The organism is Oceanobacillus saliphilus, from assembly GCF_023522835.1.
Lineage (GTDB): Bacteria > Bacillota > Bacilli > Bacillales > Amphibacillaceae > Oceanobacillus > Oceanobacillus saliphilus.
The window spans coordinates 453,319-475,082 of the sequence record NZ_JALCZU010000001.1 but is presented as its reverse complement, the minus strand read 5'-3'; the positions used below and the strand labels follow the sequence as shown (position 1 = coordinate 475,082).

Genomic DNA, 21,764 nt, shown 5'->3' with positions numbered 1-21,764 from the left:
TTTTTGGGAGGAAGGTAATTTTTATACTGTCCTTCCTGCATAATTAACTTGGTGATGGTGCACTAGTTGTAAAATGTGACACAGGATAGACTGCAATCTTTTAACCAGCCCTGAGAAATACACTGCACTTTAGCGCAAATTGGCTCACTAGCTGCTCTAAGGTCCGTGAGTGTATTTTCCAGAGCAATGGCCGAAGATGCTTATCTAGTGTCTCAGTATCCATTCGCTACGAAGATTGAAAAGGAACAAATTCTAAACAAAGAAAATTCGACAATATATTTCCTAGGAAATATATTGTCGAAAAAAGAACTAGCTGTTTTATTGATATACAGCTAGTTCTTTTTTTATTTCTTCACGTATTTTTTCGAGGCACTCTTCCGGGGTTTTACCCCAGACTCGATTATTGTTAACAAGTGCATAAGGTCTTACAGCACATAAACCGCAGAACGATAGACATTCATTCATTAGTACTGCGACTTCTGGAAATTCCGCTTCGATTATACCTTCTATATCTAATGTAGTGATTGCATTACCGTCACAGACTTCTACAACGACTATACCCATTGCTATCACTTTCTTTCTTTTAATGTTTTACTAGGACTCTGTTAGTTTTAGCATATTTGTGGAAACAAATCAATCATTCCGTTTTACAATCTCCGAAAACTCTAACATATATACTCGGAGTTTTTTATTTAAAAGGCTTCCCAATGTCCCATCTTTTTATCGTGAGGAAAGAGAATGTGAATGCTTTGGTGAATATTCATATTTGTACCAGGCAATAAGCATGATAAACCCACTTAAAATAAGCAGCATACTAGTGATGAAGAATACGGCTGAGAAACCCCAGGCAGCCGCAATAAGTCCACCAAGTGCGGGGCCGATAATGTTCCCAAGGAAACGAAGGCTGGTGTTGTAGCCAAGTACTTCTCCCTGCATGGATAAAGGTGCTTCTTGTCTGATATAGGCGATTCTCAATGGAACAATTCCTCCAATTGATACGCCAAGAAGGAATCTTAAGATAATCAGCTGCCAAATATTAGTTACGAATGCTCCAGGTAGATAAACAATTCCTGCAACGAATAAAAGGGTGATCAGTATTTTAATATAACCGATACGGTCTCCCAGTTTCCCCCAGCTTCTGGCCATTAACAGATTTCCCAGACCAGCGGCAGAGAAGGCCATCCCTGCAAAAAATGCAATATGGACAGGACCATGAATTTCCTCCACAAATAAAGAAAGGATTGGTTGTATACTGAAATGTGCGATTTGTACGAGTGCAGAAAGCAGCATAACAACAAGGAGGACAGGTCTTTGTAGAATATGCTGAAGAACTTCTTTACTGCTGTACGATTTATAATCATTTTTATCATTAGATAATCGTAACTTTACTTCTTTAACACCGAACATAACGAGAAATCCGGATAGAAATATAGTTATGGAAACCCATATAAATGTAGTTGTATACCCGAATGCATCTGCAAGAACGCCACCAAGCATGGGTCCCATCAAAGCACCAGTGATACTTCCTGTCTGTAATGTTCCGAGAACTTTCCCGGCGACCTCTTTGGGTGTCTGTGTCGAAATGAATGCTTGTGACATAGGAATAAATCCTGTCACAATTCCCATAAATAAACGTAACAAAAAAAGCTGCCATACTGATGTGGCAAACCCCATTAGAAAAACTGATAATCCAATCCCAAATGCAGATATAATTAAAATGTTCTTTCTTCCATATTTATCTCCGACTCTTCCCCAAATTGGAGAGAAGATAAAAGCTGCAATGAATGTTACCCCAAAGGTTAATCCTGACCATGTCTGAACATAAGAATCAGAAAAGTTCCCCATTGAATCAATATATAATGAGATAAATGGAATAACCATCGTCATACTGCCACTTACAAAAAAGTTGGCAAACCACATGATCGCTAAATTACGCTTTGCTGTTTGGCCTGTATCGTTGATTCCAAAGACCTTCTTTCTTGAATATATTTCGTTACCCTAAATATACACTAACACGAAATATATGGAAAGGTATCTGCTCGTTTAGACAGTTGTAAGCAAAGTGTTTTGAGAAAAATATGTTCATATGAAGTCTAAAACGTTATAATAGAATAACAAAATAGTATTATTTTGTGTGCACAAGCATATAAATTAGGATCGTTTAAAAAGGGGAAATAAAATATGAAATATAACTTAAAGAAGCTAGGATTATTTTTTATAGCATTTACACTGATTATAGGATTTGCCGTTTCCGTTTCAGCAGCCTCCAACACGATTTTGATTTACGGGGAAAAATTAACGGATTCCCAACGCACAGAAGTACGTGACATTCTAAATATTTCTGATAATGAAGCAGTGGAAGAATATGATGTAACAGGCCAGGATTATGCAGATTTCATTAATGGTAACCCAAATGCTAATATGTATTCTTCTGCCAGAATTGTCCTTGAGAATGAAGGTGCTGGACTTACTGTAACTATTGTCACACCGGAAAACATTACAGAAGTTACCGGGGCAATGTATGAAAATGCCCTTTTGACTGCAGGAGCGGAGAATGCGACTGTTGATATTGTTTCTCCAGTACGAGTGAGTGGTCATTCTGCTCTGACAGGAATCTATAAAGCCTACGATGTAGAAGGAGAAGAGCTGGACAAGGAACGTATGGAACTCGCTAATGAAGAGTTGAATGTTGCAACAGATCTTGCCGAGAATGAAGATATCTCCCAGGAGGAAGTAAGCACACTACTCAGTGAAATCAAGCAAATGATTGCTGATCAGAACCCGGCAACAAGGGAAGATGTAGAACAGATTGTGAGCGAACAATTGGAAAAACTGGAAATAAACCTGAATGAAGAAGACCGCCAAATGCTTATCAACTTATTTGATAAAATGCGTAATTTGGATATTGACTTTGGTGCGGTGAGAAGCCAACTAGAGGATATTGCAAATTCAATTGCAGATAAAGCAGATGAACTTGGATTAGACGCAGGATTCTGGGAAAAAGTAGCTAATTTCTTCAGTGAGATTTTCGCATCACTAAGTGACTTTCTCAGTGGATTGTTTAATTAATTTATCTTCGGCACCAATAAAATAGGTTAAACCTAGAAAACCACTAATAATCTAAAGCCAACTTAAGCAGTGTATCTCTAAAATCAATCTACCAAGTCTATTTGTCAAGGGGAACTACTAATATATCACAGCAAAAGGACTCTGATTATTGGAGTCCTTTTGTTATGGATTCATCTATTTCCTTCCAAAGGAGAATGAGGAACAGAGCATTGAAAAAGTATAAATAACGAAAAGAAGCTTCTAATTTTGGTAATAGCAGGCTCTATTTTTCTTAAAAATAGTACGAAATAGAAACGAAGAACTATTACAGAATGACTACTTTCGATGTTTTTTGTAATAAAATGATCAAATAAACTACTAATATATCAATTATATTACGTTTGTAACATAATGAGTGTTTTTGGTAATTGTTGTAATAGACTCTTAAACCTCCTGTAACTGTATTCCCGATTTGCCTGTGATACGATAGGGACTGTCAGAAATTCAAGGAGGTACATCAGATGAAAAAATTAGTAGCAGCAATTGCTGCAGGTATTTTTATTACTGGCACGGCTGCAACAACAGTTTCAGCTGAAGAACATGAAGTACAAAATGGAGAAAGTCTTTGGAAGATCGCAAACGAGTATAACACTACTGTTGAAGAGTTGATAGATATAAATGACTTAAAGTCTACCTTAATCCACCCGAAACAATTGTTATTCATTAATGACACCTATTCGGTAAAACGTGGTGATACATTGAATAGTATCGGTAAAGAATATAACATATCAGTTGAAGAGTTAATAGAATGGAATGACTTAAAAACGGATTTAATCGTTATCGGTCAAGATTTATATATTAAAGGTGTAAATGTTGCTAAAGAAGATACAAAACCAGCTGAAACAGTAGAAGTAGTTGAACAAGCACCAGCAAAAGAAGAGAAAAAATCAACTAGTCAAGGAACAGAAAATACTGCAGCAGTTAAATCAGAAACAGTAGAAAGCCAATCACAACAAACACCAGAAGGAAAAACCATTTCCGTAGCAGCTACTGCGTATACAGCAGGATGTGACGGATGTTCAGGTATTACGTATACTGGAGTCGACCTGAATAAAAATCCGAATGCAAAAGTAATCGCTGTAGATCCTAATGTTATTCCTTTAGGCTCAGAAGTGTATGTTGAAGGCTATGGTTATGCAACTGCAGCAGATATCGGCAGTGCAATCAAAGGAAATAAAATAGATCTTCATGTTCCTACAAAAGATGAAGCTTTTGCATGGGGAGTCAGAACAGTTAACGTAACAATTGTCGAATAAATTTATTGGAATTAACAAAATTAATTGCCAGTAATAAACGAAAAGGAAAGCACTTCTATTATGTGCTTTCCTTTTTTTGGTACAATCGAAACATATTTATTAGAAAATCATAGTTTAATTTGAGTAGAATAACCCTTTTTCTCTTCAATAACTTCATTTGGTTCGTCAGTCAAATCGTTATATCCTAGGATGCTAATTCCGATAATAATTGTTGCAAATATAGCAAGTAATACCTTTCTCATTTAACATTTCCTCCAGCAAATAATTTCTATAAGTAATAGTATAGTAGATACAAGGAAAAAGCACCATAGGAAAATAAAGTCAGAACAAAAATAATTCACCTATTTTACAATCACAGCATGTTAAACATTTGTAAGCGTTTGTGATAAACTTAAAAATGAAACATATGCTAAGGGAAAATCCATTATAAAAATGAAGGAGGATGTATCCTATGACTAGTAAGGCTTTAGACAATTTTCTAAATGAGAATATTGCTGATCTGAAAGACAAAGGCCTTTACAATGAAATCGATACAGTTCAGGGGGCAAACGGTCCTAAAATCCTTATTGATGGAAAAGAACTCATTAATTTATCTTCCAACAATTATCTTGGCTTGGCTACAGATGAGAATTTAAAAATACTGGCAAAAGATGCTATTGAATCACATGGTGTCGGTGCAGGTGCAGTTCGTACGATAAATGGTACACTTGACCTTCATATAAACTTGGAACAGAAAATTGCCGAATTTAAAGGAACTGAGTCGGCAATATCCTATCAATCTGGGTTTAATTGCAATATGGCTGGAATATCGGCAGTAATGGATAAAAACGATGCTATTTTATCAGATTCATTGAATCATGCTTCCATAATTGACGGCTGCCGCTTATCAAAAGCAAAAATTATTCGTTTTGAACATTCCGATATGGTTGACTTAAGGCAAAAGGCTGAAGAAGCGGTTGAGTCGGGGCTTTATAATAAAATCATGGTCATAACCGATGGTGTATTTTCAATGGATGGAGATATTGCAAAACTTCCAGAAATCGTTACAATTGCAGAAGAATTTGATTTAATTACGTATGTGGATGATGCTCATGGATCAGGCGTAACAGGAAAAGGTGCAGGGACGGTGAAACATTTTGATCTGCAGGATAAAGTGGACTTCCAAATGGGAACGCTTTCAAAAGCGATCGGAGTAGTCGGTGGTTATATAGCGGGGAAACAGAATCTGATTGACTGGCTCAAAGTCCGTTCCCGTCCATTCCTATTTTCAACTGCGGTTTCCCCAGCCGATGCGATTGCAAGCACAAGAGCAATCGAATTGTTAATGCACAGCACGGAATTGAATGAAAAGCTATGGAGGAATGGAAATTATCTAAAAGAGGGTCTGAAGAAATTAGGCTTTGATATTGGCAATAGTGCAACACCGATTACACCTTGTATGATTGGTGATGAGAAAAATGCCCAGACTTTCAGTAAAAGGCTTTATGAAGAAGGAGTCTATGCAAAGTCTATCGTCTTTCCGACAGTACCGCGGGGCACAGGGCGGATTCGTAATATGCCCACGGCTGCACATACAAAAGAGATGCTCGATGAGGCTCTTGCTATCTACGAAAAAGTAGGTAAAGAAATGGGTTTCATATAATGGCAGCAAAACAGTTTTTAAGGGGTATCGTATGAAAAAGATATTGGTTACAGGTGCTCTAGGCCAAATCGGTTCAGAACTTACCGGAAAACTGCGTGGAATATATGGCGTTGACAATATAATCGGTACGGATATACGTAAAGTGGATGGGATAGAGGATGACGGACCATTTGAAGTAATGGATGTTACCGATGCAGAGCGGCTCTTCGATGTTGCCAAAAAAAATGAAGTGGATACGATCATGCATCTTGCCGCACTTCTGTCTGCGAAAGCGGAAGCGTTTCCAAGCGTTGCGTGGGATATCAACATGGGTGGTCTGATTCATGCACTCGAAGCTGCCAAAGAACTTGACTTGAAATTTTTTACACCAAGTTCCATTGGTGCTTTTGGACCATCAACACCAAGAGATAACACACCTCAGGATACATTGCAGCGTCCAACAACAATGTATGGCGTGAATAAAGTAGCGGGGGAACTGTTATGCGATTATTATTATAATCGGTTTGGGGTGGATACGAGAGGGCTCCGTTTTCCTGGGTTAATTTCCTATGTAGCGCCACCAGGTGGTGGGACAACGGATTATGCAGTTGAAATCTATTATGAAGCAGTTAGTAAAAATGGTTATGAGTCCTATATTGCAAAAGGTACCTATCTGGATATGATGTATATGCCGGATGCATTGAATGCAATCGTTCAACTTATGGAAGCAAACCCGGATAAACTAAAAACTCGTAATGCATTCAATGTATCGGCCATGTCGGCACAACCGGAGGATTTCGCAAAAGCAATTCAAAAACAAATCCCAGACTTCAAAATGACATATAAAGTGGACCCAATCAGACAAAAAATTGCAGACAGCTGGCCGAATTCGATAAATACTACAGCAGCAGTTGAAGAATGGGGATTTAAAGTGGAATATGACATTGATCGGATGACAGCAGATATGCTTGAAAAGATTCGGCAAAAGCTACCATAAAATAATCGGGAGGCTACAATCTGAGAAAGCCGTAGGAGATAAAGGAAACACGGCGACTGAAGGGAGCCGATGTTGACTTATCGTGTCATGAGGTGAGGGAAGTCTCGCTAGTCCCTGGGCGCTGGAGCTGGACGTGGCTGTTTCGGTAACTAAGTTATCCACATCATTAAAATTTTATAATTTCCTAAGCATAAACAAAAGCGGAGGAACCTGTTCAAGGTCCCTCCGCTTTAACATTATGATGCGTACATTTCTTTTAATTGTTTTTGCAGTTTGCGGTCCTGAACATAGTCATCATAGCTCATTTCCTTATCGATAATACCGGATGGTGTAATTTCGATTAGGCGATTTGCAATACTGTTAACGAACTGATGGTCATGGGATGTAAACAGGACGGATCCTTTGAATTTAATTAAGCCATTGTTCAATGACTGAATGGATTCAAGATCGAGATGGTTTGTTGGCTCGTCCAGCATGAGTACATTTGCATGTGATAACATCATTTTGGAGAGCATACAGCGTACTTTTTCTCCCCCTGATAATACATTCGCCTTTTTCTTGGCTTCTTCACCTGAGAACAGCATTCTTCCAAGGAATCCACGCAGGAATGTCTCTGTTTCATCTTCAGGAGAATATTGACGGAGCCAGTCGACTAATGTCAAATCACCGTTCTCAAAGTATTTGGCATTATCCTTCGGGAAATAAGATTGGGAAGTTGTTACGCCCCATCTATATGTCCCGGAATCAGGTTCCATCTCACCGGCTAAAATTTTCAATAACATTGTATTTGCAATATCATCTTTACCTACAAGTGCAATCTTATCATCCTTGTTCATGACAAAGCTGACATTATCAAGGACTTTAACATCGCCGATTGTTTTAGATAGCCCTTCTACACGCAATAAATCATTCCCAATTTCACGCTCAGGTGTGAATGCAATGTATGGATATTTACGTGAAGATGGCTTGATGTCATCCAGCGTAATATTATCCAGCATTTTTTTACGGGAGGTTGCCTGTTTTGATTTGGAGGCATTTGCACTGAATCTAGCGATAAAGGCTTGAAGTTCTTTCATTTTTTCTTCCTTCTTTTTGTTCGTATCCTGTGCCATCTGTGTAGCAAGCTGGCTTGATTCGTACCAGAAATCATAGTTTCCGATATACACTTGAATTTTTCCGAAGTCAACATCAGCAATATGCGTACAGACTTTATTTAAAAAGTGTCTATCATGCGAAACGACGATAACCGTATTTTCAAAGTTAATCAGAAACTCCTCAAGCCACTGGATGGCCTGAATATCAAGTCCGTTTGTAGGCTCATCGAGAAGCAGGATATCAGGGCTACCGAATAAAGCCTGAGCGAGGAGTACTTTCACTTTCTGATCTCCAGAAAGCTCCGCCATCTTCATGGAGTGGAGAGACTCTCCAATGCCTAAGCCCTTTAATAATACGGCAGCATCGGATTCCGCTTCCCAACCGTTCATTTCAGCAAATTCACCTTCGAGTTCAGCTGCACGCATCCCGTCTTCTTCGGAAAAGTCAGCTTTCATATAGATCGCATCTTTTTCCTGTTTTACTTTATATAATCTTTCATGTCCCATTAAGACAGTGTCAATGACGTCGTGTTCTTCAAAAGCGAAATGATCCTGTTTTAATACAGTAAGACGTTCGCCAGGAGACATCGATACATTCCCCGTCTGTGGTTCTATTTCACCAGATAGTATTTTAAGGAAAGTTGATTTTCCTGCACCGTTTGCTCCAATAACCCCATAGCAGTTTCCAGGAGTAAATTTTAGATTTACATCCTCAAACAGCTTTTTATCACCGTACCGTAAACTAACATTATTAACTGTTATCATTCTTGGCTTTTCCTCCAATAATATAAATAGTAATCAAGGTAAGCTTACGTCATTTAGCGCAACTTTGCAAGATATCGTTGTTATATTTGCTGTTTCCAATTATGGAATAATGTCATAAACTATATAAATAGGAAGATATTTTTCAGTTTCATAAAATAAATCTTGTATATTTGCTGATTTTTTGTAATAGTAGTACAAAAGGCCATATTTTTAAAAAGATGGAATTTGATGATCACCCAATCTTGGGAGGGGGAAAGAATATGGGTGAAAGAACGATCTATTTCTTATTTACGGACACAGGGAGTTATTTATCGAAAGCGATCAATCTGTACACTAAAAAATCGCTGAATCATGTCTCCATCGGTTTTGATGCCCAATTGAAGGAATTATATAGTTTTGGAAGAAAGCAGCCAAGGAATCCATTTATTGGGGGATTTATAAAAGAAGATATCCAAAGTGAATTCTTAAAGAAATCCTCATGTGAAATATACAGTTATACAGTTTCTACCGAAGATTACAAGTCCATAATCAATAATATCCAAGAAATAGAAGCAAGAAAAAACTACTATAAATATAATTTTATAGGATTATTCGGTGTCATGCTGGATATTGAAATCAATCGTAAATCCGCATTATTTTGCTCCCAGTTTGTCGCCACGGTATTAAGGGATCTGGATAAGTTAAAGTTTGAAAAACCGCCATGCTTTATGACACCAGCAGATATTCGCAATTATCCCGGAATGCAATTGGTATATCAGGGAATACTTGAAAATTATCAGAAACAGCAGCAAAATGGAATAGAAGAACAGACCTTACCGAAGCAATCATTTCTTTTTCTTTTATCGAATCGATTTAAACGCTTGGTCATTAAGTGAGAGCCATATACTTCCGTAGATGGTTCTTTTTACATATAAAAGCTCCACATACTTTTAGGAGCAGGATAAGGGGTTGTATTTATGGAGCGTGAAAGTAATTTCCGCTTATTGAAGTTAAGAAAAATTCTATTTGAAAAAACGGATGAAATGACGGAAATGGGAATACAAGAAATCATTGAAAACCTGCAGCGGGAAATACCAAATACGACGTTTGACAAAAGGACAATCAAGCGTGACATGGATATACTGGATGAGACAGATTTTGAGATTGTTCGCAACACGGGAAAGTTCGGGAAGATTTTGTACAGCCACCAGGCCCGTCTTTTTGAAACGTACGAGCTTAGGCTAATCATTGATGCGATACTATCGGCACGTTTTATTACAGAGAAAGAAAAGAATAGTCTAATCGATAAAGTGAAGATGTTGACCAGTAGGCGGATAGCGAAGACACTGCCGGAACCGATCCTTTTCAGCCAGTCTTCGAACATAGATTATGAGCTTGTAAAATTGAATATTGATTTTGTACATCGTGCTATTTCTGAAAAGCGAGTACTTTCCTATCAGTATGGCAAATTCAATGTAAGAAAGGAATTTGAATTTAACAGGAACGGGGATAGGTATTTAGTGGAACCATATGCTCTCATCTGGCAAAATGATTACTACTATATGATTGGCCGATTTCAGCAAAATGACGAAATAAGACATTATCGCCTTGATCGAATACGGCATATTGAAATAAGTGACAATCATTTTGTTAAAAAAGATTTTAATCTGCAAAATTATGTCAATCAAAGTTTTCATATGTTTGCCGGGGAAGAGATGTGGATTAAAATCCAATTTCACACAGATCTTGTAAATGTAGTGCTGGATCGATTTGGTCAAGAGGCAGATATAAAAGAGCTCGATGATGAACATTTCATATTGAAAACAAAGGCGAAATTATCGGATGGACTGATCAATTGGATTCTTACGTGGGGAAATAAAGCGAAAGTACTTGAACCGGAAAGTCTGGTGGGCCAGGTGAAAGGTCAAATTAAAGGCATGATGGAAGTATATGAATAGCAATCGTTAGGGAGGCCCACCGATAAGGCGATCCTCTCAATCGATTGCTAATCCTTCAGCATTCGTATGCCAAGCGTTTCATAGGGGATTTTTAATTTAAATGCGAGATGATTCGCTTCCAAATCTATCGTTTCAACGGCGACTTGGAAGTTACTCTCAATATCCATATTTGTTACTGCTACATAGATTTCCTGATCCGCCGGGTTGACAGTCACCCAGTCAGGCATAGGCAAATATCTGTCCATATATTCCATGATCTTTTGGTTGGGCAGCTCCAATAACCCAACAGATATGGATTTCTGTTTTAAAATGAGGTCTCCATTTTCCTGGACTAATGGTTCAAAGTGAACGGAAAGTGGGACTGTCGTTGAAAATACCGGGAGCTCACCAATCAAATGAACATCATCGTCTAACGAAATCCGGTAATGGTGTTTCGTATCTCCAAGCAGTTTTTCAATATAGGCGTTAACGAGATTGTTCAGGTTTTGTTTCGTTGTTCGTATGACAAATTCCGAGCTATCTTGTTCGGCTTGATCAAGAGCGCTCGGTACTTCGTTTTCCGACACTGGCCAAAAAATCAGTGCAAGCACGAACACAATAATAAATAGATTGAAAGCAAGCAATCCGAGAAAAAGATTTTTCCATTTGCTTCGTATTTTCAAACGCTGTTTTCTATCTGACATAGCGTTCATCCTTATCTGATTGTAATATATTCAAGGACCCGCTCAGCGATTAAATAATATCCATCATAGTTTGGATGGAAGTTATCGTCAGCGAAAAGGTCAGCATCGGGGTCGTTAAATAAATCCTCTGTTGGTATAAACATCGTATTTTCAAATTCGTTTACAACTTCCTTGCCGGTAGTGTTCCAGGTTTCGACAATTACATCCAACTCTTCAATGTCCTCAAAATAGTTTTTAAACGGATTATAAAAGCCAAGCAGATAAATTTCCGTGTCTGGGTTTAGTTGACGAATTTCATTAAAGATCTCCCGAAGTCTTTCCTCGTAATTTTCCATTTCAAAGACAAAATCGTCCATTATCAGATTCGTGAAATTTTCTTTAGCCACCTGCATGATATCATTGGCACCAATGGTTATCAGCACGATATCTGATTCACGGATCGCCTGGGAAATTTCCTCGTCCTCTAAACGCATCAACAAATGATCCGTCCGATTTCCGCGTTTCCCATAGTTATCTATTCTAGCGATTTGTTCCTGGCCATTAATGGTCCGATCCAATATGCCTACATATCCATTTTGTTCCGTTTCATCGCCAACTCCCTGTGTCAGGGAATCTCCAATGGCAACAATATGTGTCTCCTGATTGGTGAAGAAGTCCACCGTGCTTTGTACTGCTTCGGCTATCATTTGGGGAAAAGACCTTTGTTCATCTTCTTCCTCTTCAGCTTCAGCTTCTTCTTCCATGTTTACCTGTTCTTCGAGGGCAGATTCCTTTTCCTCTTCTGCCGGTGGTAAATCAGGCTGAATCAAAGTTGACTCCCGCTGTGTTACAACTAGTATCATTGCTGCAAAAATGATCATTATAGCTAATATAATAGAGATTCTTTTTTTCTTCATGTCATCACACCTAAGCAGTTATCTGTTATATATTATGAATATAAATGCCTATTTGTCCATTTATATAACTTATTCGTAAATCATTCTCTAATTATATACCCTAAATGAACAAGATTAAAAATTTACCAGCTTAATTCACACATCTTTCTTTAACCCTGTTTAAATAGAATGGAGCGCAGCGCTTAAGCTTGGCATAAAGGGCTGAGCTAGATATTCAACTAAGACCATCATTCTGGAAAATACACTTACGGATTGCGGTCACCGTGTATTCCCAGCTCTGGTTAGAAGATTGCTACGATTGCATCCATACAGCTTTTAGCGTCATTGTTCTTAGATAAATTTGGCGGCAATTAATTCTTTCACCTAAACGGCCACGTCCAGCTCCAGCGCCCAGGGACTAGCGAGACTTCCTTCACCTCCGTACGATAAGTCAACATCGACTCTCTACGTTCGTCGTGTTTACTTTATCTCCTACGCCTCAGTCCAGTCCGTACGTCCCTAAACGGCCGCTTGCGCTATTGTTCTTAGTGTAATCAATTAAATAAAAAGATAAACGCCAGCATTTCTCTAATTAAAAAATCACCTTCTTGGGGGAGAAGGTGATTTTTACTTTTGTATTAAATTTAATTCCCGAAAATGTGCGTAAGTAAACTAGAATTTTAGAGATAATTATTTATGCGTTGATCGTTTCCTGTTCAGAATTGCTGCGGATTGCTAATGCTTCTGTAACTGGATTTTTACTCTTAACAACGATGATACCTGCTGCTTCAGCATAGTTTAGAGTTTGCGTGTCATTCGTATCTGCGAATATAATGCTTCCTTCTTTATTGATTAGCTGTTCAATAATGGAGGAAGGGAGCTCGCTGTCTTTTACCCATAATGCATCTACGGTCGAAGGCAAATCTGCTAACTCCTGGTATTCTCCAGATCCGCCAACCGGTATTACCTGATATCCAAGTTTAGTTAATGGAAGAGTTGAAACTTCGTCAACACCAATGGTTGCAATAACTTTTGGACGAACCCCGTTACTGCGATCAAATGGAGAGGACAGCAGCCAGTTGATTGCTTTTTCCTCAACAGACACATTGGTTAGGCCCGTTTGACCTGTAGCAGTTTCAATTGCCTGATCTAAGTCTGCAAGTATGTCATCAACCGACTCCAGACCAACAGATAAGCGAACAAGTTCCTCCGTTACACCACTTTTCTTCAAATCATCGGCACTTAATTGCTGATGTGTCGTTGAAGCAGGGTGGATAATCAATGATTTTGCATCTCCGACATTAGCTACATGTGACCATAGTTTTACATTGTCAATCAGCTGTCTTCCTGCATCACGGCCACCTTTGATTCCAAATGTAATAACCGATCCGTAACCAGATTTAAAATATTTTTTCGCGAGCTGGTGGGAAGGATGTTCTTCCAACCCAGGAAAACTAACCCATTCAACAGCAGGATGTTCCTGTAAGTATTCTGCCACCTTAACTGCGTTTTCTGCATGTCTTTCGATACGCAAATGCAATGTTTCAAGGCCCTGCAGAAGCAAAAATGCATTTTGTGGACTTAAACATGCTCCAATATCGCGAAGGATCTGAACACGTAATTTTGTAATGAAAGCAGCGCCACCAAGATCAATATACTTCAATCCGTTATAACTCTCATCAGGTTCCGTGAATCCTGGGAAACGTCCATTACTCCAATCGAATTTGCCACCATCCACGACGATGCCGCCAATGGTTGTACCATGTCCACCAATCCATTTTGTTGCTGAATGGACAACAATATCTGCACCCCATGCAAGAGGTTTGGCAATATATGGAGTTGCAAAGGTGTTATCGATAATCAATGGAACACCATGTTTATGGGCAACCTCAGCGACTTTTTCAACATCGAATACATATAGGCTTGGATTTGTGATGATTTCTCCGAACACGGCTTTTGTTTTACTCGTAATTGCGGCTTCAATTTCACTCGGATCTGTTCCATCAACAAACTTGACGGTAATTCCGTATCTTGGCAATGTTGTCGCAAAGAGGTTGTATGTGCCTCCGTATAGGTTGCTGTCTGCAATGATTTCATCGCCAGAACCGGCAATATTTAAAATGGCAAGCGTGATTGCAGCCATACCGGAGGAAGTGGCAACTGCACCGACTCCATCTTCAAGTTGGGCAACACGTTGTTCGAATGCATCAACTGTCGGGTTCATAATCCGAGAGTATATATTACCGGATTCTGCCAGACCAAACAGATTTTGTGCGTGCTCCGTGTCACGGAATACATAGGATGTCGTTTGATAGATTGGCACCGCACGAGATCCAGTTGACGGATCGGGCTGCTGACCACCATGAAGTAATAGTGTTTCTGGGTTTTGGAAATTAAATTTTGACATGAAAAATTCCTCCTTATATTTTAGGTTTAATATCTGGAGGAAGAGGAGAAAATGAAAAGCCCTCTTCCTAAGAAGAGGGCGTATGTATAAAACGGACCTCCTCTTATCTTCCAGATCAATAGTGACCTGTAGGATTTAGCACCTTTTAAAAACAGAACAAGTCTGCTCTAAGGTTGCCGGGTTTCAAAGGGCCTATTCCCTCCACCGCTCTTGATAAGAGATTGCTATATTGAATTAATCCGATTATATATTTTATTCGAATTATTGTCAACCGGCTTTTTGGAAATATTTCTTAAAAGCTCAATTTTCGGATAGTGAAAAAGACCAATAGACCTAAGTAAGTTGAGTTAAACCAAAGAAGTCCTATCTATCTCATTTTTAGTTTTTTCCCCGCCTGTCTGTATACGGAAGTCATATAGATAAATAGTGCAAACCATATGAGAATAAAAGTAATCAGATGTGCCTGTGTGAAGGGTTCGTTAAACAGGAACACGCCAAGCACAAGCATCATTGTTGGTGTTATGTATTGCAGGAAACCAACCATGGCAAGCGGTATTTGTTTAGCGCCACTGGAAAACAACAGTAGTGGGACAGCAGTTGCAATCCCTGCACCAATTAAATATAAATTTGTTACGGTGAAAATTGGTTGTATCGTAAATGAATTTTCCGAAACCGTCCATAAATAGATAAGTGCAATAGGAATCATAATCAACGTTTCAATCGTCAATCCGAACACAGCTCCAATGTCCACTGTTTTTTTCAGCAGGCCATATAATGCGAATGTAATCGCCAGAAGGAGTGAAACCCACGGAAAGACCCCGTAGCTTATTGTAAGGTAAATAACCCCTGCTGCTGCAAGAATAAATGAAATAGTCTGCCCCCTGGATACGGCCTCCTTCAGTATAACAACGCCAAGCAAAATGCTTATCAATGGATTAATATAATAGCCAAGGCTTGCTTGCAATACATGTCCGTTGACAACTGCCCATATAAATAAAAACCAGTTCATACTAATGACAATGGAGGCGGCTGTAATTCCAAATAATCTTTTTTTATCATGAAGAATAGCACGGCATTCTTGTATGAAAGGCCGCCATTTGCCCCATACGATAATGAGGATTAGCAGGAAAGCACATGACCAGACGATACGATGTGCAAGAATCTGCCCCGCAGGAACATAATCAATCTGCTTCCAGTACAGCGTAATAAAACCCCATAATAAATAAGCACTGAATGTATAAAGGATACCTATTTTCGATTGACGACGATCCATATATCTTTTCCTCTTTTCAAATCAACAATATGATAATAGTAGATCGAATTGTTCAATAAATCAATCGGTTAGCCTAAATAAATAAAGAAACCGGTTTCATAAGATAACCGTTTCCATTATGATAGAGATGAAGGTTGATAAGAATCAAGAAGGGGGTCCATTTATGGTAAAGAAACATGACTATATTGAAACTGCAGTTATCCATGGAGGCTATGACACAAAAAGAATGCTAGGCAGTCTCACTCCACCGATCTTTCAGACATCGACCTATACTTTTGAAACAGCTGAGCAAGGGGAGCGGCGTTTCGCAGGGGATGAAGAAGGGTATATCTATTCCAGACTTGGTAATCCGACTGTCCATATACTTGAAGAGCGTATCGCAGACCTTGAAAATGGTGAAAAGGGACTTGCATTTGCATCTGGAATGGCAGCAGTCTCTGCCGTTTTAATTGCATTAACAAAGGCAAATGACCATATTGTTTGTTCCTCGGGATTGTATGGATGCACGTTTGGATTGTTATCGATGATGAAAGAAAAATACAACATAGATACGGATTATACAGATATGATATCAAAGGATGAACTTCGAAAACGGATTAAAAAAGAAACTACCGTTATTTATGTAGAGACACCTATCAATCCGACAATGAAGTTGATTGATTTGCAGATGGTCGCTGAAGTTGCAAAGGAATTCCATATCCCTGTCGTAGTCGATAATACATTTTCGTCTCCTTATTTACAACGTCCATTGGATTTTGGATGTGATGTTGTAATCCATAGTGCAACGAAATATATTGGAGGACATGGTGATGTTATTGCCGGATTGGTCGTAGGAAAGGAAGCATTTATCGATTCAGTTGCTGCCACGACGCAAAAGGACATTGGTGGAGTATTATCGCCATTTGATGCCTGGTTATTGCTTCGAGGTCTGAAAACGTTGCCTGTCAGACTTGATCGACACTGTGAGAACGCGGAAAGAATTGTCGAAAAACTGAAGCGTAATAACAAGGTAAGTAACGTATACTATCCAAGTGATGAAAGTAACCCCGACTATCCAATAATGGAAAAGCAGATGAAGCGGGGTGGCGGAGTCATTTCCTTTGAGATAAAGGGCGATAAAAAAACAGCTCAACAAGTATTGAATCATTTATCCTTTTTACAAATTGCCGTCAGTCTGGGCGATGCAGAAACCTTAATCGAACATCCCGCCACTATGACACATGCAGTCATTCCAGCGGCTACCCGTCAGCAAATGGGGATAACTGATCAATTGATCCGTCTGTCAGTAGGCCTTGAAGCTTGGCAGGATATATGGTCCGATCTGGAACAAGCTTTGGACAGAATATAAGGTAACTTCAACATCGGTATATATGGATCTGTCTGCATGCCTGCAACGGTAGACCCGGTGCAGGTGTCTGTCTTTGTAGGTGATTTGAGTGATATCACTTACAAAAATTACTGCATCAGTGCCTCGGGTAACCCATGAATAGTCATTATTACTTGGAATATATTTCTATGCTATATTATAAAGTAGAATTACATATTGTTCAGAGGGGGACCGTTTCTGTATGGGAATATTATCTTTTTTATTAGGACTAATAATTGTATTAAATATTGCATTAGGGATTTCTATCGTATTCTTGGAACGAAAAGACCCCACTTCTTCTTGGGCATGGCTGATGGTTCTGCTGTTTATTCCAGTTGCTGGCTTTTTCCTTTATTTAATTTTTGGAAAACCGATAAGTAAAAAGCGGATATTTACATGGGATAATAAAAGTCGGCTTGGTGTCAAAACTGCGGTACAGGCACAGCTTCGAGCACTCGAGGATAGGGAATTTGTTTTTAAACACAACGGTCTGGACCCTTATAAAGATTTAATATATTTACATTTGCGGAATGACGATGCTATTTTTTCACAAAATAACCATGTGGAGATTTTGACAGATGGGGAAGAAAAATTTAACACATTAATTTTGGATATGCAAAGGGCGACAGATCATATCCACATGCAATATTATATTATGCGCAGTGATGAGCTCGGTCAAAGACTTGCTGAAGTATTAATCAAGAAGGCCAATGAAGGTGTGGATGTTCGAGTATTGTATGATGCCATGGGTTCGCGTTCTTTAAAAAAACGATTTATCAATCGCTTGAAAAATGCCGGTGTTATGGTGGAGGCTTTTTTTCCATCTAAATTCATTGTCAATTTTAAAATAAACTATAGAAATCACCGTAAACTGACAATTATTGATGGGAAAATTGGATATATTGGTGGATTTAATGTAGGTGACGAATATCTAGGCAAGAAGAAGAAATTTGGCTATTGGCGGGACACGCATCTACGTATCACGGGCGATGCTGTCCAAAGCATGCAGACGCGTTTTATTCTTGACTGGAACCAGGCATCACATGAGGCTGTCGAATATGATGATTGCTATTATAATACGCATGACAGTGGGGATGTTGGCGTGCAGATTGTTTCCAGTGGACCGGATTCAGAATGGGAACAAATCAAAAATGGCTATATCAAAATGATTATGTCAGCGAAGAAATACATATACATTCAGACACCTTATTTCATTCCAGATGAAAGCTTGCGGGATGCATTGCGGATCGCTGTATTATCGGGTGTGGATGTGAAAATCATGATCCCGAATAAACCTGACCATCCATTCGTTTATTGGGCAACATTATCGAATGCAGGGGATCTGTTAAATGCAGGAGCGGAAATTTTCATTTACCAAAACGGTTTTCTGCATGCCAAGTCAATTGTTGTAGATGGCAAGATCGCTTCTGTCGGTACTGCAAACATAGACGTAAGGAGCTTTCGGCTGAATTTTGAAGTAAATGCATTTTTGTATGATTCTGATTTAGCCGAACAAATGGTTGAGGATTTCAATAAAGACATCAAATTATCAACACAGATGACGAAAAAATTATACGAGCAAAGGTCACTAGGAATACGTTTTAAGGAATCCATCTCGAGATTGATTTCACCGGTACTATAAGTTTATTCAAATGATTTATTAGGCGCAGATATAGGGGATAAACGTTTCCTGTCTGCACCAATGCACCGAAGTTCTGTCACCGAAAGGCATGGTGACACGGAGTTTTTTAAGGAGGATAAAAATGGACGCAAAACCTTGTTCGAAATCATTGGCATTAAAAACAACACATGTACTTCCGCCGGAAACAAATGCGTTTGGCACGCTTTTTGGTGGTGCATTAATGGCGCATTTAGATGATATAGCTGGCATAGCTGCAGTAAAACATGCGAAACACCCGGTAGTAACTGCATCAACAGATTCGGTTGATTTTCTTGCGCCGGTAAAAGTAGGGCACTATATTTCCATTGAGGCTTTTGTAACGTGGACACATCATACGTCCATGGAAGTTTTCGCAAAGGCAATAACCGAAGATATCGTATCAGGGGAAAGAAAGGTATGTACGACGGCCTTTATGACGTTTGTAGCGGTTGATTCTGATGGGAAACCAGTACCAGTACCACCTGTTTATCCAGAAACGGAACATGAAAAAATGCTACATGAAAGTGCTCCGTTAAGGGCAAAACGCCGGGGAGAAAGAAGAGGCCAATCAAAAGACCTCGCCAAAACCTTTGGCACAAAATATGTAATGGAATAGTTACAAAAGCGAAGGAGACCGGTTAGGGGCGTATGGATTGGACTAAGCCGTCGGAGATAAAGGAAACACAGTGAACGAAAGTGAACTGATGTTGACTTATCGAACAGAGGTGAGGGAAGTCCAATAGACCCTGGTCGACTGAGCTGGCCGAGCAAAAGCGAAGGAGCCCATTTGGAAATATAAAAAAAGGACTGTTTTCCTGAAAAAACAGTCCTTTTCCTATTATGCTTCTTGGTTTTCCGACTCTTCCGGTGTAATATGGTCATTGGCCCACCGTTGAATTTCCTTGATGACAGGTTCCAGTGTTTTCCCTTTATCAGAAAGGGAATACTCGATTCGAACAGGGAATTCGGAGTATATATTACGTTCAACAATCCCCTCTTTTTCGAGTAATTTTAATCGATCAGAAAGCAGTCTGCCACTTATCGGTAAATCTGCTTCCATCTCAGAAAAGCGTTTTGCACCGTTTAAAAGCTCAAAAAGTATTAAACCAACCCAGCGTGTACTAAGAAGCCCCATAGCCTTTTCAAATCGCGGACATAAGTTCTGCATGAAAATCACCCCACCCCTATATAATATCGTATCTATTATGAAACATTAGTAATATCACCAATGATTACAAAAAGTAACTTATTAGTTTATCCTATCATATTATGACCACTTCGTAAATAAGATTGCTTTTTTTAGGAAAATTGGTGAGAAAATAGTTGGTAAATGGAATAAATTTTGGCAATTTTCCATTGGATATGAAATAATGAGTATATAGTGTGTGTTTTGGAACACCAAATAGGTATATGTATCAACGAATATGCCACACTTTAGATGAACAATCTTTTTGGAGGTTAAATTATGGTGAGTCAACAAACTCAGGAAAAATATGCTGAATTAGCTTTGCGTACAGGTGTGAATTTGCAGAAAGGGCAGGCATTAATGATCAATGCTCCAATTGAAGGAGCAGATTTCACAAAACTGGTTGTTCGTAAAGCATATGAAATAGGTGCCAAAGATGTACATATTAACTGGGTAGATGATGAATTAACCCTGTTGAAATATGAGAATGCTCCAGATGAGGTAATTACCGATTATCCAGAATGGAAAGTGAAGCTTCATGACTCTTTCGTGGAAGATGGTGCGGCTGTACTGAACATCCGATCCACAAACCCAGATTTATTGAAGGATATTGACCCATCGCGTGTTGCCAAAGCAAATAAAGCAGCGGCAGAGGCTATGGTAAACTTCCGGAAATATACGATGAACGACAAAATCCCTTGGTCGATCATTTCCATCCCATCCGGTGATTGGGCACAGAAAATCTTCCCTGATAAATCAAAAGAGGAAGCTGTGGAAAGTTTATGGGAGGCGATTTTGAAAATCGTCCGTGTTGACCAAGACAATCCAATTGCAGCATGGGAAGCACATAACGAAACATTAAAAACTGCCCGTGAAGTGCTCAATGAGAAAAATTATAAAAAGCTTATTTTCAAAGCACCAGGCACAAATTTGGAAATGGAGTTGCCCCAAGGACATCTTTGGAAAGGTGGCTCTGCTGTTGCGGAAACCGGTGTAACATTTAACCCCAATATGCCGACAGAAGAAGTCTTTTCAATGCCGCATAAGTATGGTGTCAATGGTACTGTTGCGAGTACAAAACCACTTAACTATGGCGGAAGCCTGATTGATAATTTCAGTCTTACTTTCAAAGATGGAAAAGTAGTAGATTTTAAAGCGGAACAGGGAGAAGAAGTGCTAAAGCATCTGCTTGACTCAGATGAAGGTGCACGCAGACTTGGAGAGATTGCATTGGTACCGGATGAATCTCCTGTATCCCAATCCGGATTGGTTTTCTACAATACATTATTCGATGAAAATGCATCCTGCCATATTGCTTTAGGGAAAGCCTATCCGACCAATTTGAAAGGTGGATCGGCAATGGATCTAGAAACGCTTGATAAGCATGGAGTGAACGATAGTTTGATTCATGTTGATTTCATGATTGGCTCGAATAAAATGGACATTGATGGTGTGAAAGCAGACGGGACAACGGAAGCTGTTTTCCGTAATGGAACATGGTCATTGAATGTTAAAGGTGAATAACAACTCCAAAAA

At 39.1% G+C, this 21,764-nt stretch carries 19 protein-coding genes and 1 riboswitch; of the genes, 10 read left to right on the top strand and 9 right to left on the bottom strand.

Annotated features, from left to right (window positions below; genetic code table 11):
* Window positions 1-318 precede the first annotated feature (318 nt).
* Complete coding sequence (locus tag MN204_RS02030) at window positions 319-564, bottom strand: YuzB family protein (protein WP_249869397.1); 246 nt, start codon at window positions 562-564, stop codon at window positions 319-321.
* A 156-nt stretch (window positions 565-720) separates the two neighbouring features.
* Window positions 721-1,920 (bottom strand): MFS transporter, encoded by a 1,200-nt coding sequence (locus MN204_RS02025; protein WP_249869396.1) that lies wholly within the window; start codon window positions 1,918-1,920, stop codon window positions 721-723.
* Between the two features lie 261 nt (window positions 1,921-2,181).
* On the opposite strand from MN204_RS02025, the gene MN204_RS02020 reads away from it, so the two are divergent.
* Both MN204_RS02020 and MN204_RS02015 read left to right on the top strand, forming a co-directional pair.
* Window positions 2,182-3,069 (top strand): DUF1002 domain-containing protein, encoded by an 888-nt coding sequence (locus tag MN204_RS02020; protein WP_249869395.1) that lies wholly within the window; start codon window positions 2,182-2,184, stop codon window positions 3,067-3,069.
* 500 nt (window positions 3,070-3,569) lie between these two features.
* Window positions 3,570-4,364 carry a 3D domain-containing protein gene (locus MN204_RS02015; RefSeq protein WP_249869394.1) on the top strand — a complete coding sequence of 265 codons (795 nt, stop codon included), beginning with the start codon at window positions 3,570-3,572 and terminating at the stop codon, window positions 4,362-4,364.
* A gap of 107 nt (window positions 4,365-4,471) precedes the next feature.
* On the opposite strand, the gene MN204_RS21225 is transcribed toward MN204_RS02015, so the two are convergent.
* Window positions 4,472-4,606, bottom strand: coding sequence for a hypothetical protein (locus MN204_RS21225; protein ID WP_306798550.1), 135 nt, complete (start codon window positions 4,604-4,606; stop codon window positions 4,472-4,474).
* Window positions 4,607-4,815: 209 nt separating this feature from the next.
* Between MN204_RS21225 and MN204_RS02010 the strand changes: the two genes are divergently transcribed.
* Window positions 4,816-6,006, top strand: coding sequence for a glycine C-acetyltransferase (locus MN204_RS02010; protein ID WP_249869393.1), 1,191 nt, complete (start codon window positions 4,816-4,818; stop codon window positions 6,004-6,006).
* 31 nt (window positions 6,007-6,037) lie between these two features.
* Entirely contained in the window at window positions 6,038-6,982 is a 945-nt protein-coding gene (locus MN204_RS02005) for an L-threonine 3-dehydrogenase (protein WP_249869392.1), read from the top strand.
* Window positions 6,983-7,218: 236 nt separating this feature from the next.
* On the opposite strand, the gene MN204_RS02000 is transcribed toward MN204_RS02005, so the two are convergent.
* Window positions 7,219-8,841 (bottom strand): ABC-F family ATP-binding cassette domain-containing protein, encoded by a 1,623-nt coding sequence (locus MN204_RS02000; protein WP_249869391.1) that lies wholly within the window; start codon window positions 8,839-8,841, stop codon window positions 7,219-7,221.
* Window positions 8,842-9,101: 260 nt separating this feature from the next.
* On the opposite strand from MN204_RS02000, the gene MN204_RS01995 reads away from it, so the two are divergent.
* Together MN204_RS01995 and MN204_RS01990 are read left to right on the top strand one after the other, a co-directional pair.
* Window positions 9,102-9,716, top strand: a complete 615-nt coding sequence (locus MN204_RS01995) for a hypothetical protein (protein WP_249869390.1) — start codon at window positions 9,102-9,104, stop codon at window positions 9,714-9,716.
* A gap of 81 nt (window positions 9,717-9,797) precedes the next feature.
* Window positions 9,798-10,778 carry a helix-turn-helix transcriptional regulator gene (locus MN204_RS01990; RefSeq protein WP_249869389.1) on the top strand — a complete coding sequence of 327 codons (981 nt, stop codon included), beginning with the start codon at window positions 9,798-9,800 and terminating at the stop codon, window positions 10,776-10,778.
* A 47-nt stretch (window positions 10,779-10,825) separates the two neighbouring features.
* Here the strand turns inward: MN204_RS01990 and MN204_RS01985 are convergent, their stop codons facing one another.
* From MN204_RS01985 to rarD, 4 genes are all read right to left on the bottom strand, one after another.
* Window positions 10,826-11,461, bottom strand: a complete 636-nt coding sequence (locus tag MN204_RS01985; RefSeq protein ID WP_249869388.1) for a YpmS family protein — start codon at window positions 11,459-11,461, stop codon at window positions 10,826-10,828.
* 11 nt (window positions 11,462-11,472) lie between these two features.
* Window positions 11,473-12,357 carry an SGNH/GDSL hydrolase family protein gene (locus MN204_RS01980; protein WP_249869387.1) on the bottom strand — a complete coding sequence of 295 codons (885 nt, stop codon included), beginning with the start codon at window positions 12,355-12,357 and terminating at the stop codon, window positions 11,473-11,475.
* 673 nt (window positions 12,358-13,030) lie between these two features.
* Window positions 13,031-14,743, bottom strand: coding sequence for an O-acetylhomoserine aminocarboxypropyltransferase/cysteine synthase family protein (locus MN204_RS01975; protein ID WP_249869386.1), 1,713 nt, complete (start codon window positions 14,741-14,743; stop codon window positions 13,031-13,033).
* Between the two features lie 100 nt (window positions 14,744-14,843).
* A riboswitch (SAM riboswitch) is annotated at window positions 14,844-14,963 on the bottom strand.
* 147 nt (window positions 14,964-15,110) lie between these two features.
* A complete protein-coding gene (rarD, locus tag MN204_RS01970) occupies window positions 15,111-16,016 on the bottom strand; it encodes an EamA family transporter RarD (protein WP_249869385.1) in 906 nt (301 codons plus the stop codon).
* A gap of 163 nt (window positions 16,017-16,179) precedes the next feature.
* Here rarD and megL point away from each other — a divergent pair, with 163 nt between their 5' ends.
* The 3 genes from megL (at window position 16,180) to MN204_RS01955 (ending at window position 19,658) form a co-directional block, all read left to right on the top strand.
* Window positions 16,180-17,364: a methionine gamma-lyase gene (gene megL / locus MN204_RS01965; RefSeq protein WP_249869384.1), complete on the top strand. Its 1,185-nt coding sequence runs from the start codon at window positions 16,180-16,182 to the stop codon at window positions 17,362-17,364.
* 220 nt (window positions 17,365-17,584) lie between these two features.
* Complete coding sequence (cls, locus tag MN204_RS01960) at window positions 17,585-19,024, top strand: cardiolipin synthase (RefSeq protein WP_249869383.1); 1,440 nt, start codon at window positions 17,585-17,587, stop codon at window positions 19,022-19,024.
* A gap of 121 nt (window positions 19,025-19,145) precedes the next feature.
* Window positions 19,146-19,658, top strand: a complete 513-nt coding sequence (locus tag MN204_RS01955; protein WP_249869382.1) for an acyl-CoA thioesterase — start codon at window positions 19,146-19,148, stop codon at window positions 19,656-19,658.
* A gap of 222 nt (window positions 19,659-19,880) precedes the next feature.
* Here MN204_RS01955 and MN204_RS01950 read toward each other — a convergent pair whose 3' ends face one another.
* A complete protein-coding gene (locus MN204_RS01950; protein ID WP_249869381.1) occupies window positions 19,881-20,210 on the bottom strand; it encodes a winged helix-turn-helix transcriptional regulator in 330 nt (109 codons plus the stop codon).
* Window positions 20,211-20,507: 297 nt separating this feature from the next.
* On the opposite strand from MN204_RS01950, the gene MN204_RS01945 reads away from it, so the two are divergent.
* Complete coding sequence (locus tag MN204_RS01945; RefSeq protein ID WP_249869380.1) at window positions 20,508-21,752, top strand: aminopeptidase; 1,245 nt, start codon at window positions 20,508-20,510, stop codon at window positions 21,750-21,752.
* Window positions 21,753-21,764: the final 12 nt, after the last annotated feature.

Excerpts from the sequence above, each read along its gene's own strand:
- MN204_RS02030 (WP_249869397.1), bottom strand. The coding sequence starts at position 564 with ATGGGTATAGTCGTTGTAGAAGTCTGTGACGGTAATGCAATCACTACA.
- MN204_RS02025 (WP_249869396.1), bottom strand. The coding sequence starts at position 1,920 with ATGTGGTTTGCCAACTTTTTTGTAAGTGGCAGTATGACGATGGTTATT.
- MN204_RS02020 (WP_249869395.1), top strand. The coding sequence starts at position 2,182 with ATGAAATATAACTTAAAGAAGCTAGGATTATTTTTTATAGCATTTACA.
- MN204_RS02015 (WP_249869394.1), top strand. The coding sequence starts at position 3,570 with ATGAAAAAATTAGTAGCAGCAATTGCTGCAGGTATTTTTATTACTGGC.
- MN204_RS21225 (WP_306798550.1), bottom strand. The coding sequence starts at position 4,606 with ATGAGAAAGGTATTACTTGCTATATTTGCAACAATTATTATCGGAATT.
- MN204_RS02010 (WP_249869393.1), top strand. The coding sequence starts at position 4,816 with ATGACTAGTAAGGCTTTAGACAATTTTCTAAATGAGAATATTGCTGAT.
- MN204_RS02005 (WP_249869392.1), top strand. The coding sequence starts at position 6,038 with ATGAAAAAGATATTGGTTACAGGTGCTCTAGGCCAAATCGGTTCAGAA.
- MN204_RS02000 (WP_249869391.1), bottom strand. The coding sequence starts at position 8,841 with ATGATAACAGTTAATAATGTTAGTTTACGGTACGGTGATAAAAAGCTG.
- MN204_RS01995 (WP_249869390.1), top strand. The coding sequence starts at position 9,102 with ATGGGTGAAAGAACGATCTATTTCTTATTTACGGACACAGGGAGTTAT.
- MN204_RS01990 (WP_249869389.1), top strand. The coding sequence starts at position 9,798 with ATGGAGCGTGAAAGTAATTTCCGCTTATTGAAGTTAAGAAAAATTCTA.
- MN204_RS01985 (WP_249869388.1), bottom strand. The coding sequence starts at position 11,461 with ATGTCAGATAGAAAACAGCGTTTGAAAATACGAAGCAAATGGAAAAAT.
- MN204_RS01980 (WP_249869387.1), bottom strand. The coding sequence starts at position 12,357 with ATGAAGAAAAAAAGAATCTCTATTATATTAGCTATAATGATCATTTTT.
- MN204_RS01975 (WP_249869386.1), bottom strand. The coding sequence starts at position 14,743 with ATGTCAAAATTTAATTTCCAAAACCCAGAAACACTATTACTTCATGGT.
- rarD (WP_249869385.1), bottom strand. The coding sequence starts at position 16,016 with ATGGATCGTCGTCAATCGAAAATAGGTATCCTTTATACATTCAGTGCT.
- megL (WP_249869384.1), top strand. The coding sequence starts at position 16,180 with ATGGTAAAGAAACATGACTATATTGAAACTGCAGTTATCCATGGAGGC.
- cls (WP_249869383.1), top strand. The coding sequence starts at position 17,585 with ATGGGAATATTATCTTTTTTATTAGGACTAATAATTGTATTAAATATT.
- MN204_RS01955 (WP_249869382.1), top strand. The coding sequence starts at position 19,146 with ATGGACGCAAAACCTTGTTCGAAATCATTGGCATTAAAAACAACACAT.
- MN204_RS01950 (WP_249869381.1), bottom strand. The coding sequence starts at position 20,210 with ATGCAGAACTTATGTCCGCGATTTGAAAAGGCTATGGGGCTTCTTAGT.
- MN204_RS01945 (WP_249869380.1), top strand. The coding sequence starts at position 20,508 with ATGGTGAGTCAACAAACTCAGGAAAAATATGCTGAATTAGCTTTGCGT.